The organism is Chitinophaga sp. H8, assembly GCF_040567655.1.
GTDB classification, from domain to species: Bacteria; Bacteroidota; Bacteroidia; order Chitinophagales; family Chitinophagaceae; genus Chitinophaga; species Chitinophaga defluvii.
In genome coordinates this window covers 246,392-261,726 of the sequence record NZ_JBEXAC010000002.1, presented here as the reverse complement: position 1 = coordinate 261,726, position 15,335 = coordinate 246,392, and the positions used below count along the sequence as shown (strand labels likewise).

The 15,335-nt window shown below is 45.0% G+C and carries 11 protein-coding genes; 6 read left to right on the top strand and 5 right to left on the bottom strand.

Going from position 1 to position 15,335, the window contains the following annotated elements; translation table 11 throughout:
- Positions 1 to 24 precede the first annotated feature (24 nt).
- The 6 genes from ABR189_RS14795 (at position 25) to ABR189_RS14770 (ending at position 9,574) form a co-directional block, all read left to right on the top strand.
- Positions 25 to 639, top strand: coding sequence for a TetR/AcrR family transcriptional regulator (locus ABR189_RS14795; protein ID WP_354661294.1), 615 nt, complete (start codon positions 25 to 27; stop codon positions 637 to 639).
- Positions 640 to 644: 5 nt separating this feature from the next.
- A complete protein-coding gene (locus ABR189_RS14790; protein ID WP_354661293.1) occupies positions 645 to 2,009 on the top strand; it encodes a TolC family protein in 1,365 nt (454 codons plus the stop codon).
- A 91-nt stretch (positions 2,010 to 2,100) separates the two neighbouring features.
- Positions 2,101 to 3,216, top strand: coding sequence for an efflux RND transporter periplasmic adaptor subunit (locus ABR189_RS14785; protein ID WP_354661292.1), 1,116 nt, complete (start codon positions 2,101 to 2,103; stop codon positions 3,214 to 3,216).
- 61 nt (positions 3,217 to 3,277) lie between these two features.
- A complete protein-coding gene (locus tag ABR189_RS14780; protein ID WP_354661291.1) occupies positions 3,278 to 6,835 on the top strand; it encodes an efflux RND transporter permease subunit in 3,558 nt (1,185 codons plus the stop codon).
- Between the two features lie 267 nt (positions 6,836 to 7,102).
- On the top strand, positions 7,103 to 8,368 hold the full coding sequence (kynU, locus tag ABR189_RS14775) for a kynureninase (RefSeq protein ID WP_354661290.1): 1,266 nt from the start codon (positions 7,103 to 7,105) through the stop codon (positions 8,366 to 8,368).
- 9 nt (positions 8,369 to 8,377) lie between these two features.
- The gene (locus ABR189_RS14770) at positions 8,378 to 9,574 is read left to right on the top strand and encodes a 2'-5' RNA ligase family protein (protein ID WP_354661289.1); all 1,197 of its coding nucleotides are present in this window, start codon (positions 8,378 to 8,380) and stop codon (positions 9,572 to 9,574) included.
- A 105-nt stretch (positions 9,575 to 9,679) separates the two neighbouring features.
- Here ABR189_RS14770 and ABR189_RS14765 read toward each other — a convergent pair whose 3' ends face one another.
- The 5 genes from ABR189_RS14765 to ABR189_RS14745 all read right to left on the bottom strand — a co-directional run bounded on the left by ABR189_RS14765 (position 9,680) and on the right by ABR189_RS14745 (position 15,247).
- Positions 9,680 to 12,322 carry a carboxypeptidase regulatory-like domain-containing protein gene (locus tag ABR189_RS14765; RefSeq protein ID WP_354661288.1) on the bottom strand — a complete coding sequence of 881 codons (2,643 nt, stop codon included), beginning with the start codon at positions 12,320 to 12,322 and terminating at the stop codon, positions 9,680 to 9,682.
- A gap of 8 nt (positions 12,323 to 12,330) precedes the next feature.
- Positions 12,331 to 13,323, bottom strand: coding sequence for a FecR family protein (locus ABR189_RS14760; RefSeq protein WP_354661287.1), 993 nt, complete (start codon positions 13,321 to 13,323; stop codon positions 12,331 to 12,333).
- 4 nt (positions 13,324 to 13,327) lie between these two features.
- On the bottom strand, positions 13,328 to 13,993 hold the full coding sequence (locus ABR189_RS14755) for an RNA polymerase sigma factor (protein WP_354661286.1): 666 nt from the start codon (positions 13,991 to 13,993) through the stop codon (positions 13,328 to 13,330).
- Between the two features lie 23 nt (positions 13,994 to 14,016).
- A complete protein-coding gene (locus ABR189_RS14750) occupies positions 14,017 to 14,793 on the bottom strand; it encodes a head GIN domain-containing protein (RefSeq protein ID WP_354661285.1) in 777 nt (258 codons plus the stop codon).
- A gap of 136 nt (positions 14,794 to 14,929) precedes the next feature.
- Positions 14,930 to 15,247, bottom strand: coding sequence for a carboxypeptidase-like regulatory domain-containing protein (locus ABR189_RS14745; protein ID WP_354661284.1), 318 nt, complete (start codon positions 15,245 to 15,247; stop codon positions 14,930 to 14,932).
- Positions 15,248 to 15,335 lie beyond the last annotated feature (88 nt).

Genomic DNA, 15,335 nt, shown 5'->3' with positions numbered 1-15,335 from the left:
AAATCTGTTATAGAAGATACATATATGGAAGTACAGGAGCGCATATTAGACACGGCTTTCGGCCTGTTCAGGCAGTATGGCACGAGGTCTATTACCATGGACGACATTGCTAACAAGATGGGCATTTCAAAGAAAACTTTGTACGCCCATTTTGCGGATAAGGATGATCTGGTGGTAAATGCTATATCGCGCGAGCTGAAGATGATGGAGGAAAATTGTGCTACTAACCGGGACAGGTCCTCGGATGCTATCCAGGAATTGTTCCTGGTAATGAAAACACTGGAACAGCTATTCCGGAATATGAACCCGGTAGTAATGCTGGACCTGCAAAAGTTTCATGCCAAGGCATACCAGGTATTTCAGGAATACCGGAACAATTACCTGCATAATACCGTGCGTGAAAACCTGGAACGTGGGATTAAAGAGGGGATCTACCGGGCAGATATCAATGTAGATATCATGACCTTATTCCGGGTATCATCAGCCATGCTTTGTTTTCAACCAGAGGCGTTTCCCATTTCGGGATGGGACCTGAGCCAGGTGCAGAGAGAGTTGCTGGAACATTTTCTATATGGTGTGGCCTCGATGAAAGGGTATAAACTTATCGAAAAGTACAAACAACTATCGCAAACCAAATAAGCAATATGCAACTAAAAAGAAGGCACACCGGTATCGCATGCCTGGTGCTGCTGTTGATGATGATTAGCCGGGCACAGGCCCAACAACCTATTACCCCGGGAGTAGTACCATTGTCTGCCCAGCAGGCAGTGGAATTTGCACTGGCTAATCAGACAGCAGTCAAAACAGCCAAACTGGACGAGCTGATACAATTAGCCAAAAATAAAGAAGTAAGTGGAATGGCCTTACCGTCTTTGTCTGCAAATGGTATGTACCAGGATAATCCCATTATTCAGAAACAATTAATAGACGCTTCCAATTTTGATCCCAGTGTTCCTAAAGGTACACTGGTACCTTTTGAGTTTGGATTGAAATACAATGCGGTGGGCGAAGTAAAGCTCAATCAAACACTGTTTGATCCAAGTGTACTGGTAGCCTTACAGGCCAGGAAAACTCTGGAAGACCTGGTGCGGAAGAATGTACAGAAAACAGAAGTGGATGTGAAAGAAGCGGTATATAAGGCTTATTACAATGTACTTTCCGGCAGGAAGGCGCTGAGTATCCTGGAAGGGAATATTACTAACCTGGAAAAAATGCTGCACGAAGTAAAGGTGTCTTATGATAACGGACTGGTAGAAAAACTGGATGTAGACCGGCTGATGGTACAGCTGACAAATCTGCGTACTGAACAGACCAAATTAAAGAACTTACTGGAAGTAGGCACCGCAGCACTGAAATACCAGATGGGTATGCCGATCAAACAACAGATTGAGTTGACAGACTCTTTGTCTACCAGCCAGATAAAAGCAGGGGTTGCAGAGATAACCGATTTTGACTACACACAACGGATAGAATACCAGTTGCTGGATGCACAAAAGAAGGCCAATGAATATGATCTGAAAAGATATAAGATGAAAGGACTACCCACCTTATCTCTCTTTGGTACAGGAGGGGTTTCCAGGGCCAGTAATAAGTTCAATTATTTTAACAGTGAGATGTGGTACGGATATGTAGGATACGGATTAAATCTCTCCATTCCCATATTCAGTGGTTTTCAGCGGAAACGGCAGGTAGATCAGGCATTTCTGGCTGTGAAAAAATCGGAAGTGTCTATGGAAAACCTGCGGCAGAGCATAGATCTTCAGCAGGAGCAATCAGCTTCCACACTCCGGAATAATGTGTTAACACTGGAATCACAGGAAAAGAATATGGCGCTGGCACAAGATGTATATAATACTACCCAGATCAAATACCGGGAAGGGGTAGGTTCCAGTCTGGAAATGAGTACAGCGGAAACAGATCTGCTGAAGGCACAGAATAATTATTTCACCGCATTATATGATGCTGTGGTAGCTAAAATTGAATACCTGAAATCATACGGTAAACTTTAAAATACGGTTGTTAGCCTTTAGCTATCTGCTATTGGCAAAGGTTAACAGCTGATAGCTAAAGCCAATAGCTAATTTTTAAAATACAGTTTTTATGACCAAAAGATATTTCGTAGTTCCCTTCCTTACCTTATTACTGGCTGCCTGCGGTGGTGGTGATAGCAGTAAAAATGGTGCTGCCAAACTGGAACAGTTAAAGCAACAAAAAGCTAAACTGGAAACAGAAATAGCTGCTTTGGAAAAAGAAGTGAACAAGAATGATACCAGTGCCAAAGTGAAAACAGTGTCCATTGCCAGTGTAGAGGATACTTTGTTTGAGCACTTTATAGATGTACAGGGAAGTGTGGATGCCAGGGAAAATGTAAATGTGACTTCCAAAGTGCCTGGTATTATTACGGCCATTTATGTAAAAGAAGGACAACAGGTAAAGCAGGGACAAGTACTGGCCCAGGTGGATGACCAGGTACTAAAGGCAGGAATGGCTGAATTGAAAACCCAGCTGGAACTGGCCACTACCTTGTATGAAAAGCAGCAAAACCTGTGGTCACAAAAGATAGGTTCAGAAGTACAGTTCCTGAGCGCCAAAAACAATAAAGAAAGCCTGGAAAGGAAGATGGGGACCATGCAGGATCAATTGAATCAGACCCGTATCATTGCTCCTATCTCTGGTTCCGTAGATGCGGTAATTGCAAAGATTGGAGATGCTGCACAGCCTGGTGCACCGGCTTTCCGGGTGGTGAATTCCAACAACCTGAAAGTAGTGGCCAATGTGGCAGAATCTTATGCAGGCAAAATAAAAACCGGAGATGAAGTGGTAGTAGTATTCCCGGATATAGATAAGGAAATACGTACCCGCATCACGTTTGCTTCCCGCCTGATTGATCCGCTGAGCCGTACCATTAAAGTGGAAGTAGGATTGAAGCCGGATGCCGCCTTACGGCCTAATATGATTGCCCGGATCAGGATCATTGATTATGTAGCCAAAAATGCCGTAGTAATACCTGTAAATGTGATCCAGTATTCCATGGGTAAACCTTATGTAATTGTAGCAAAAGAAGCTAATGGCAAACAAATGGCACAAAGAAGGAACCTGGAAGTAGGACATACTTATAATGACATGGCAGAGATCAAGAGTGGTTTGCAGCCCGGCGATAAAATTGTAACCATGGGCTACCAGGGACTGAATGATAATGACCTGATCAAGTTATAGCTGACGCCAGTAACAGGAATATACACACGACATTACGTTTACCTGTTGTAAACACACTTTTATGCAAGACAACCTGAATAAAGAGTTTAAACCTACCAGTTGGGCCATTGATAATAAGGTAAGCATTTATGTAGCCACTATTATCATTGCCCTGGCCGGTATATTATCATATAATTCCCTGCCCAAGGAGCAATTCCCGGAGGTGGTATTTCCACAGTTTTATATCAGTACGGTATATTTTGGCACCTCACCGGAGGATATGGAAACACTGGTGACCAAGCCTATTGAAAAAGAATTGGGCGGGATTTCCGGGGTGAAAAAGATCAAGAGTACTTCTATGCAGGATTACTCGGCTATTTCCATTGAGTTTGAAGCCGGGGAAGACATGGACAGGGCCAGACAGGAAGTACGGGAAAAGGTAGACCAGGCCAAGAAAGACCTGCCAGTCACCAGCCAGGAATTCCAGGAGCCACAGATCATCAAGATAGATGTATCCCAGATCCCGATCATGAACGTGAACCTGTCGGGCGATTTTGAGTTGCAGCAGTTGAAGGAATATGCGGACGAAATGCAGGACCGCATTGAAGCACTGACAGAGATCACACGGGTGGACATTGTGGGTGCATTGGACCGGGAGATCCAGATCAATGTAGATAAGAACAAAATGGATGCGGCAGAAATAGGTTTTTCTGATATCATCCAGGCAATACAGGGAGAGAACATTACCATTTCCGGTGGACTGGTAACCATGGGAGGCCAAAAACGCACCTTGAGTGTAAAGGGGGAATATAAAGACCCTACCAAGATCGCCAATATCAAAGTGCGCGGACAATCCGGAGCTACAGTGTACATTAAAGATATTGCAGAGGTGGTGGATGGCTTTAAAGAACAGGAGAGTTATGCCCGTCTGGATGGGAAGAATGTAATCACCCTGAACGTGATCAAACAAAGTGGTAAAAACCTGATTGATGCTTCGGATAAAATCCAGGCAGTGATCAAAGATATGCAGGCCACTTATCTGCCTAAGGGATTAAATGTGACGATTACTGCAGACCAGTCTAAGTCTACCCGTGTTACCCTGCATGATCTGATCAATACCATTATCATCGGGTTTGTGCTGGTAACCGTGATCCTGATGTTCTTTATGGGAGCGGTGAACGCGATCTTTGTGGCACTCTCCGTACCGATATCCATGTTCATTGCATTTTTGCTGATGCCAATGTATGGGTTTACGCTGAACATGATGGTACTGTTCTCGTTCCTGCTGGCATTGGGTATTGTGGTGGATGATGCCATTGTGGTGATTGAGAACGTGCACCGTATATTTTATGAACGAAAGGACCTGGGGATCGTCAAGGCCGCAAAAGTAGCCGCGGGAGAAGTGTTTCTGCCCGTGTTTTCCGGCACACTGACGGTACTGGCACCATTTGTACCCTTGTTGTTCTGGCCGGGTATCATCGGTAAATTCATGTATTTCCTGCCGGTAACGTTGATCACTACACTGGGAGCATCTCTGATAGTAGCCTATATTATCAACCCGGTATTTGCGGTGGATTTTATGGATAGGCATGAAGGAGAAAACCATCCCAAGCCGAAGTTTGACAAGAAGTTTAAAATACTCACTGCTATATTCGGCGTTTTGGCACTGATTGGTTATGCCAGTGCCTTTGGTGTGGGCAACTTTGTAGTATTCGTGTATCTGCTGATTGTACTGGAGCGCTTCTGGCTGGGCGGTGTAGCCCGCCGTTTCCAACACAACATCTGGCCACGGGTACAGGAATGGTACAAACGTATTTTAAAATGGTGTATCGTAGGCTGGCGTCCGGTAGGGATCGTGATAGGTACTTTCGGGTTACTGTTTTTCAGTATCTTTCTGACTGCATTACGTAGCCCCCGGGTGGTGTTTTTCCCACAGGCTGATCCCAACTTTATTTATACGTATATCGATCTGCCTAATGGTACCGATCAGCGGTATACAGATTCTATTACACATATCATAGAAAACAGGATCACTAAAGTAGTAGGGGCAAACAATCCTATTGTAGAATCCATTATTTCCAACGTAGCAAAAAATGCAGGAGATCCATCACAGATGGACCTGAGTACACAGCCACAGAAAGGTAAGGTAACTGTAGCCTTTGTGGAATTTGGTGCGAGGAACGGACAATCCACTGTACAATATCTGGACAAAATAAGAGAAGCAGTGAAAGGTATACCAGGAGCAGATATTACGGTAGAACAGGAACAGGGTGGTCCGCCAACCGGGAAGCCTATTAATATAGAAATTACCGGAGATAATTTTGATGATCTGACGGCTACTTCATTCAGGCTGAAGCGTTATCTGGACTCCTTACAGATTGGAGGAGTGGAAGAATTGAAAAGTGATTTCCAGAGCGATAAACCTGAAATTGTAGTGAGCATTGACCGTGAGCGGGCTAACCAGGAAGGAATTTCCACCGGACAGATCGGTAGTACTTTACGTACTGCGTTGTATGGTACGGAAGCTTCCAAGTTCCGGGATGCTAAAGATGATTACGAAATCATGGTACGTTTAAGAGAGGATCAGCGGAATAATATTAATACGCTGATGAACCTGAACCTGGTTTACCGGGATATGAATATGGGAGGAGCGGTGCGTAAAGTGCCCTTATCAGCAGTAGCAGATATTAAGTTCTCCAATACCTATGCCGGTATTAAGCGGATAGATCAGAAGCGGGTGATTACCCTTTATTCAAATGTGCTTACCGGTTATAATGCCAATGAAATAGTACAGAAGATCCAGCAGGAACTTGATCATAATTTCACCCGTCCTAATGGGGTTACGGTAAGGATGACCGGTGAGCAGGAAGACCAAATGGAAACGATGAACTTCCTGATGCTGGCTATGCTGGGGGCATTTGGATTGATCCTGATGATCATGGTAACGCAGTTCAATTCTATTGGCCGTCCGCTGATCATCTTCATGGAAATCCTGTTCAGTATTATCGGGGTGTTCCTGGGCTTTGCCATATTTGGAATGGATATCTCGATTGTAATGACGGGGGTAGGTATTATGGCGCTGGCCGGTATTGTAGTACGTAATGGTATTGTACTGGTAGAGTTTACCGATTTGCTGATCCAGCAGGGAACACCGGTGCATGAAGCTGTAGTAGAAGCAGGTAAAACCCGTATGACTCCGGTAATCCTGACTGCGATTGCCGCCATTCTGGGCCTGATACCATTGGCAGTAGGATTGAATATTGACTTTGCCGGGCTGTTTTCCAGATTTGACCCACATATTTTCTTTGGGGGAGATAACGTAGCATTCTGGGGGCCGCTGGCCTGGACAATGGTATATGGGTTAGTGTTTGCTACCTTCCTGACGTTGATCCTGGTACCGGTGATGTATGCGATGAATAAGCGTTCTATTGATGTGCTGGATTATTATAATCTGCCCCGTGGGCTCAAGTATGTACCGTTCCTGGTGCTGATCCTGAAGTTGTTTATGAAGAAGGAAACGGTGCGTAAGCTGCATGATCTGAAATATGTATCTCCCAAGCCTTATGAATTTTTTAACGGGGTAGCAGATGCAGAAGAGAAAGAACATGCGCATCAGGTAAAGGGCATTTCCGTGAATTAAGCTATTAAACTTTTTTTAATACGGGTGACTGAGAGGTCACTCACACAGTGTAACAGTTGTAGGTAACAGATCGCCGTCCTGATTCTTCAGGACGGTTTTTTTTGCTTTTTTAGTAATAACATTACATTTGACAGTTATTTATTACCTTGCATATAATAACCTGTCAGAGAGAAACCAAAAACGTTAAAAAAAGCTAAAAGTTAGTATAAGGCAACCAGAAAGCGCCGCTTGTTCGGTAAGTTTGGCATTGAAAAGTAGCGAACCAGTATGTACGAAGCATCATTATCCTATGCTGAAGCGCAGGACCTGCAAGATCCACTGAATAAATACCGGGAGCAGTTTTATTTTCCACAACGTAACGGGAAAGATGCTGTTTATCTGTGTGGTAATTCACTTGGGCTACAGGCAAAAGGAGTAAAAGGTGCGATAGAACAGGAGTTGCAGGACTGGCAGGACTATGCGGTAGAAGGGTATTGGGCAGCAAAAAATCCCTGGTTGTATTACCAGCAGTACTGCAGCAAGCCTTTAACGGAGATGATGGGAGCCAGTGTAGCGGAACTGACGGTGATGAATACGCTGACGGTCAACCTGCACCTGATGATGTTGAGTTTTTACCGGCCTACGAAGCAGCGTTATAAGGTATTGATGGAGGCAGGGGCATTCCCTAGTGACCAGTATGCAGTAGAAACCCAGGTAAAGTTTCATGGATTTGATCCGGAAGTAGCGATAATAGAGGTTTCCCCCCGGCCTGGAGAACATTTGATAAGATTAGCAGATATTTTACAAATAATTGACGCGGAAAGTGATAGCTTAGCGTTAGTATTGCTGGGAGGAATTAATTATTACACAGGACAGCTTTTTGATATACAGGCCATTACCGCAGCAGCGCACCGTGTGGGTGCCTTTGCCGGATTTGACCTGGCCCACGTAGCAGGAAATGTACCCGTATCACTGCATGACTGGGGAGTAGATTTTGCCGTTTGGTGCTCTTATAAGTACCTGAATGGCGGTCCTGGCGCAGTAGGAGGAGCATTTGTTCATGAAAAGCATACCAGTACCCAGGGATTGATCCGGATGGGAGGCTGGTGGGGAAATGAAGAAAGTACCCGTTTTAAGATGGAGAAAGGGTTTGTGCCCAAAAAGACAGCAGAGGGATGGCAATTAAGTACGGCCCAGGTTTTTAACATGGTAAGCCTGAAAGCGTCCCTGGAATTGTTCGAGGCAGCCGGTATAACCGCATTACGCACTAAAAGTACAGATTTAACCAACTATCTGGAATACCTGTTGGAACAGGTGAAAGGAATAAATTTTGAAATAATTTCGCCAAATAATTGTAGGGAACGTGGCGCTCAATTATCTTTGCTGTTCCCTGATAGAGGTAAGGAGATACATCAACAAATGACAAAAGCCGGTATAATAGTGGATTGGAGGGAACCCGGAGTAATACGGGTATCACCGGCTCCCTTATATAACTCATATAGAGATGTTTTTCATTTTTATGAAATCATTGCTAGTATTGCTTCAAACGCTTAATTAAGTAAGATGAATTTTGAGAGAAATGAACGCCCCCGCAGGTACTCTTCTGATACCAACAAAGAGAATGATCCCAATAAGGAGCAACGCCCAGGAGGTTACAGACCCAACTTCAACAGTGAAAGGGAAGGCGGAAAACCCGGAGAAGACAGGCCCGCATATAACAGGGGCGACAGAGAAAACAGACCCGATTACAACAGGGGTGGAGGTGACAGCGGTGGATACCGTCCTCCAAGAGATTACAACCGTGGCGACCGTGATGGTGGCGGCTATGGTGGTGGGTACAATCGTGGCGACCGCGATGGCGGTGGCTATGGTGGTGGTTACAACCGTGGTGACCGCGATGGCGGCTACAACCGTGGCGACCGTGATGGCGGTTATAACCGCAGCGACCGTGATGGCGGTGGTGGTGGCTACAATCGCGGTGGCGGTGGTGGTGGCTATAACCGTGATGGCGGTGGTGGCGGCTACAATCGTGGCGGCGGTGGTGGAGGTGGCTACAACCGCGGTGGCGGTGGTGGTGGCTACAATCGCGGCGGTGGTGGCGGAGGTTACAACCGTGGCGGTGGTGGCGGTGGCTACAATCGCGGCGGCGGTGGCGGATATCGTCCTAATCAAGGTGGCAGACAACAACGCTTTGAACCGAAACCTGATAATAAAATATACTTTATAGCCCTGCTGCCTACAGCAGAGGTGGGTAAGGAAATCATCAAAGTAAAACAGGAATTTGCTGAAAAATATGGCCCAATGTATGCCCTCAAGGTATTACCCCATATCACGCTGCAGGTGCCGTTTACTGCTGATCCTGCCCTGGAAAAGGCTTTCTGTGATGAATTGACGGAGTTTGCCAAAACCCAGGCACCTTTTGAAGTGTCCCTGAATGGTTATGGTACCTTCCCGAACAAACAGAACCGTGTACTGTTCATCAACGTGGAAAAAAGCGAAACCATGTCTGCTATGCACCGGCAGCTGATCAACTTCCTGCGTAAGGAATTTGGTTTCAGTACCATGCTGGCACGTACCGGATTTACGCCTCACGTTACCGTGGCGTTTAAAGACCTGGAAGATGAGCAGTTTAATAAGGCATGGCCTGAATATGAAAACAAAGAAATCAAGGCTACCTTTAAGGTAAATAACCTGTATTTCCTGCGCCACAATGGCAAATCATGGGAAGTACTGCAAAAATGCAAATTAGGCGGCGCTTAATTTTAAGTACCGTGTAATGATACAACACTAAAGACCAATTACAGCATAGCTGTAATTGGTCTTTTTATTTATTGCTTTTTAGGGATATCCGGGTCCTGGCAGCCATCAGAATGCTACCTTATATCCTGCATAAGGAAATAAACCCATTTGATGATCTGTGGTAATGTCTCCGGTGTGGGGAGAAAACCAGTTGCCTAATACATTGCGTTTGCCTAATAGATTATCAGCAGCTACAAAAAATTGATGGGTAGCCTTCTGCCGGTTGATCCGGTAGCTTATTTTGAAGTCAATCCGGGAATAATCCTGATACCTGTTTGCATAAAACCCGTCCGCTGCCACTACGATTACCCGGGCCTTTCTTGACGCTGCCAGATCTATCGGTAGCTGCCTTTTATTACCTGCCTGAATGATCCTGCCGTCCAGCGACAGGGCATTTTTAGACTGCTTGCCTACCGGAATCTCCACACCTCCGCAAAAGTTAATAATGTAATTGCCATTATAAGTAGAATTGTACCACTTGGGGAGCAGGGTACGGTACTGGCTGTTGTACAAGCTGGTGGTGAGCAAAAAATAATAATGCCGGTGCAGGAATTTTTCGATGGTAAATTCTATGCCATAATTTCTTCCCAGTCCTTTGTTTACCAGGGTGTCCGGTACATAGTCATTATGTTCCAGCCCTTCATTGATAGCGGAATAGAAGGAAGGGGATACCGTTACCGGCACCTTAAAAAGATGCTGATAGTAAGCCGCCGTTTTAAACCGCAGGTACTTGTTGCAGGAGTAGTCATATTCCAGGATGGTATGGTGGCTGCCGGTAAATCCCAGTTGGGAATTAGCAGGTGTATACGTTTGTGAAATACGGTTATAGTTACGGTTGATATACATATACACGGGTTGCATCTGGTGATGCAGGCCATATCCTGCTTTCAGGCGATGTTGTTCATTGATACGCCATTCGGCGGAAAAGCGAGGCTCCAGGGCCTGGGAATGATTATAAAACAGGTGCTGGTAGTGTAATCCGGTGTTGAAGGTCAAAGCAGGAGTGAGCTGATATTGCCAGTGCACATAGCCCTGCAGTAGTTTCATCGTTACCTGGTCGTCAATATTCAGCATATAGGCATTGCTGGTATCACTCACCAGTTTGGTGAGGAAATACCGGTAATGCCTGGGCATGTAGCTGATACCTGCTTTTAATAAATGCCGGCTATTCCATTTATGTGTAAGTGTATAGCTGAGATACGTATCCTGCTCGCGGAACATGCCTTCAAAATCTTTCAGCCGGCTATGGTCGATATATTCCAAGTCCCTTTTTGACATGATATAACTGCCGGAAAGTGCAGCGGCCAGGCGGCCGGTAGTATGGGCAGAAAAGCTGTGCTCATAATGCATGCCCAGTACCCCCATATCTGAAGTAAACTGGCTGTAATTATTGACCACCTTACGGGAAAGGCCCCTGGTGTCTGTTACTTTTTCCTGGAAACTGATTCTGCTCTTACCTCCCAGGCCAAATAAGGTAAGTGCACCGTAACCTTGATCCCTGAAGTGAAGTTTGAAGGTGAGGTCCTGAAATTTTGGAGCACCATCAATATTCAGATCCACCCCTATATGCTGCAGCATTCCATAGTTCAGCAACCGGTAGCCGATCAGATAGCTGCTTTCCTGTTTTTGACTGACAGGTCCTTCTGCATTCAGCTCCAGCCCATTTAAGCCTGCCTGTGCATTGAATTCATGTTTTTCCGGGTTACCTTCCCGCAGGCGCACATCATATACTGCTGCTATTTTATTACCGTATTCGGCAGGGAAGGCGCCACTCATGAAATCAGAATTGGCCAGCAGATTATTGTTCAATACACCAAATGCACCACCTGAAGTATTAATGTACGTATAATGGTTGGGGTTAGGTATATCTATTCCTTCTACCCGCCAGAGTATCCCAAAAGGATTATTACCCCGTACAATAATATCATTATTACGGTCATCCAGATTGGCCACCCCGGCGTAGTTGGCAGCCATACGACTGGGATCGGCACGCGTACCGGCAAACCGGTTAGCCTCTTCTACCAGTACAATACGTGTACTTACATTGGCAAGTGGGTTAATGGTTTTGTCTTTATCAATCAGCCTGGGGGCCTTTACCTGTACTTCCCGGGTAAGTAAAGCACTCTCTTCCAGGGTAATGGGCAGGAGGGTTTGCTTCCCGGAAATGACCAGCACATTGGGTATTTGTGCAGTTTGGTATCCGATAGAGCGCACCTGTATTTCATGGCGGCCCACAGGGATATGCATGATCTGAAAGCGGCCATTTTCATCTGTAACGGTACCTTTTCCCGGAAGGGAGGTAATCATTACCGTAGCACCTGCTATTGGCAATAGTAAGGCTTTATCCATTACTGTCCCTTGTACAGTTTGGGTATAGGTACTGTCATTTTTAGCAGCGGTAAGCGGAGGACTTAAAATAATCTGCGTGCCTGCCTCATGAAAGGTAATTCCTGTACCCTGTAGTGCCTGTTGTAATACCGTGCTTAAAGGCTGGCCATTGGCACGAACAGTTACTTTGTGCTGTAAAGGGATTAACTGCCGTACGTAAGAGAAGGAGATGTTATAACGTTGTTGAATATTGGTCAGCAGTTCTTCCAATGAGCCATGTGTAACTACTACGCTCACACGTTGTTGCAAACGGGAGGTTGTTTGCGCTGTAGCAAAGAAGCACAGCAGCAGGAACAGCAGTGACAGCAGTTTAGCGGGCATTCCTATTATTACGGTATTTTCGTACTTATTTTATATTGGTCTTTTTCTTTTGTCCAGGTAAGGTTTGCCGATGTACAGATAGCGTTTAATGTTTCTTCCAGCCGGGGTGCATCAAAACTGCCTGTGTATTTGTACGTTAAAACTTCCGGGGTAATGACCGTGATATCCACGTTGAAATAGCTTTCCAGGGTACCTATTACGGTTGACAATGGGGTATCCTGGAAAAGTAGCCTGTTTTCTTTCCAGGCCATAAAGTTAGGGTCTGCTATTGGAATCTGCCGGATATTCTGGCCGGACTGTAAAATAGCTTTATGACCGGTAGCCAGCGTAACGGGAGACTCCTTCCCTTTTTTGTCAGAGAAAGCTACTTTCCCGCTTAATACCGCTATTTCTACCGCCTGTCCATCATATGCCTTTATATCAAAAGAGGTACCCAGCACCTTTGTTTTAGAGATGGAGGTAAGTACTACAAATGGTTTGGCCGCCTGCTGCGTTACTTCAAAGAAGGCTTCCCCCTGTAAACGTACTGTTCTTTCTGCACCGGAAAACCCCGGCGCATATTCTATACTGCTTCCCTGGTTCATAAATACTGCGGTACCATCTGGTAGGGTTATTTGTTTTTTCTCTCCCACTGCGGTGAGAACAGTAGTATCATATTGCGTAAAGAAAAGCAGGTACAGCAGCGTAGCCCCAGCCAGAACAATAAGCGCTGCCGCCACCCTGAAAATGTTGCGGTAAGTGATTACAAAGCGGGGCTGTGGGGTAGTACCTTGTTCGGCCACCCGTTGCTGAAAACGCTCCCAGTTGTGGATGGTATCAGGCGTATAATTCGGATTGGATTTGCCGGCAAACAACCAGGTGTTTTTCAGTGTTTCAAAATATTGCCGGTTGGCCACATCTTCCTGCAGCCAGTTATCCAGCTGCGCCTGTTCTGCAGGAGTGATGGTGTTTTCAATGGAGCGGGCAATGAGCGTATCTATCTGGTCAATCATATGATGCATTCCATTAAAAGTTTAAAAATAAAGGGTAAAGTGGTGTCGCTATCACCAGCAGATATGCCTGCAGATATTCCTGCAGCGAAACCCGTAATTTTTTCAGTGCGGTGATCACCTGGTTTTCTACTGTTTTGACAGAAATATTTAAGGTGTCTGCAATTTCGCGATAAGACATTTCTTCATACCGGCTGAGGATGAATATTTCCCTGCATTTTTCCGGCAGGCGGTTAATAGCCTCCTGAATATGTATTTTAGTTTGCTGGATGTTTTGTCCGGAATGTGCGGATTGCACCAATACCATTGTTTCATCCAGGGGCGTATGCTGCCCTTTTCGCCTGGTTTTATCCAGGTAATCCAGGGCCATATTAATAGCAGACTTATGGAGATAGGCTTTGAAATAAATATCCTGCAGGCTGTTACGTTTATTCCATATTTTAATAAACAGTTCCTGTGCCAGGTCTTCTGCAACAGGAGCATCCTGTACCAGCCTGTAAATGGTTTTGCATACCATAGGGAAATAGGCCTTGAACAAAGCTTCTATAAATGCCTGTTCATTTTCGGCTAACAGTTCATGTAACCTGGTATTTTCCGGCATAGTACAAAAATAGCTTTTCACACTATTGGGTGTATGTGTGCCATCGTCGATAACAGGAGATGTGTTTTTAATTGTTAGCATGTGTGACAGTCAGAAATGAATGATCAGCGTTTAATTACTTTACCGGAGCCTTGTACATTGGAATTGACCTTGCCGGGATTGCCTTTGTACTGTACATTACCGCTGCCATAAATATTCACATCCAGTTGGGTATCAACACTGATGCTTTGATCCCCGGAGCCATGCACAGTGAGAGAAGCATTATGGGTAAGCAGATCCAGTCCATTGATATCGCCGCTACCGTTAATTTCACTATTATAACTATTGGCTTTGCCTTTAAAACGCATATTACCGGATCCGTTAATAATGGTTGCTATCTGGTCGGCATTCAGGGTCAGATTAGCAGAAGCGCTGCCATTCAGCTCGTAGGTAAACTTGCTGGCCCGTATGGTATCCGTTGTATTGAGTGAGCCGCTTCCGGAGAAAATAACCCGGTTAAAAGCAGCGCTGTGAACATATACCTGTATTGTTTTATAACGGCGGAGATTAGTATGGTCTTTTATTTTTATCCGCAGGGTATTGCCGCTTACGTAGGTTTCTACTACCCGCATTACATTGTCTTCTGCCTCAATTTTAAGGGGCTGGTTACCGTCTTGCGTCAGTTGTATATCGAATGAACCATCAACAGTTACTTCGGAGAAAGGATCAATAGGACGTTCTTCTGTAATAACATGCCCGGAACCAACGATCGTATCCCGCCTGCAGCCGGACAAGATAAAGCTGAATATGGCAATCATCAGTAATAACCAGCTAATACTCAGGCTGGTGTATGTTACCACCACTTGTTTTTTTATGTCATTTTTGAGGAAGGGGTATCTCATTTTACATCGTGTTTAGTACTATGACGGTATTTTGAAGCCCTACCCCTATAAGTAGCATAAAAAAAGAAGCCGGCCATACAGAAGTATGGAACCGGCTTTTTGATTAACCCCTATGAAAACCAACTATTGCAAATGTTTATTCAGATAGCTTGATCTCACCAAGATCAGTTGCTTTCCCGTCTTCCACTTTTACATCGTTCAGTACTGCTGGTTTAAATGGTGTTTTTGCAGCTACCATTACGGTGTAGGAGCCTGCTTTGGCATCCTGAAAAGTGAAAGCGCCATCAGATACGGCTGTTTTTAGTGTATCTGTTCCCTGGATAGCCCAGGCTTCTGTAGCAGCATCAGCAGGTGTTACTTTACCTGTAATAGATCCACCGTCAATACCTTTAAATGAAAAGGTGCCAAATGCTACAGTGGCAAGTGCTATCATTGTTAATTTTAAGTTTTTCATGGCTAAAAGTTTTAAATGGTTCAACAATAAAAAATATGGTAATAATATAGGTCAGCAATTCCTGCGGTGTTTCCATTTTTATAGTAAA

Excerpts from the sequence above, each read along its gene's own strand:
- ABR189_RS14790 (WP_354661293.1), top strand. The coding sequence starts at position 645 with ATGCAACTAAAAAGAAGGCACACCGGTATCGCATGCCTGGTGCTGCTG.
- ABR189_RS14780 (WP_354661291.1), top strand. The coding sequence starts at position 3,278 with ATGCAAGACAACCTGAATAAAGAGTTTAAACCTACCAGTTGGGCCATT.
- ABR189_RS14745 (WP_354661284.1), bottom strand. The coding sequence starts at position 15,247 with ATGAAAAACTTAAAATTAACAATGATAGCACTTGCCACTGTAGCATTT.
- ABR189_RS14795 (WP_354661294.1), top strand. The coding sequence starts at position 25 with ATGGAAGTACAGGAGCGCATATTAGACACGGCTTTCGGCCTGTTCAGG.
- ABR189_RS14750 (WP_354661285.1), bottom strand. The coding sequence starts at position 14,793 with ATGAGATACCCCTTCCTCAAAAATGACATAAAAAAACAAGTGGTGGTA.
- ABR189_RS14755 (WP_354661286.1), bottom strand. The coding sequence starts at position 13,993 with ATGCTAACAATTAAAAACACATCTCCTGTTATCGACGATGGCACACAT.
- ABR189_RS14785 (WP_354661292.1), top strand. The coding sequence starts at position 2,101 with ATGACCAAAAGATATTTCGTAGTTCCCTTCCTTACCTTATTACTGGCT.
- kynU (WP_354661290.1), top strand. The coding sequence starts at position 7,103 with ATGTACGAAGCATCATTATCCTATGCTGAAGCGCAGGACCTGCAAGAT.
- ABR189_RS14765 (WP_354661288.1), bottom strand. The coding sequence starts at position 12,322 with ATGCCCGCTAAACTGCTGTCACTGCTGTTCCTGCTGCTGTGCTTCTTT.
- ABR189_RS14770 (WP_354661289.1), top strand. The coding sequence starts at position 8,378 with ATGAATTTTGAGAGAAATGAACGCCCCCGCAGGTACTCTTCTGATACC.
- ABR189_RS14760 (WP_354661287.1), bottom strand. The coding sequence starts at position 13,323 with ATGCATCATATGATTGACCAGATAGATACGCTCATTGCCCGCTCCATT.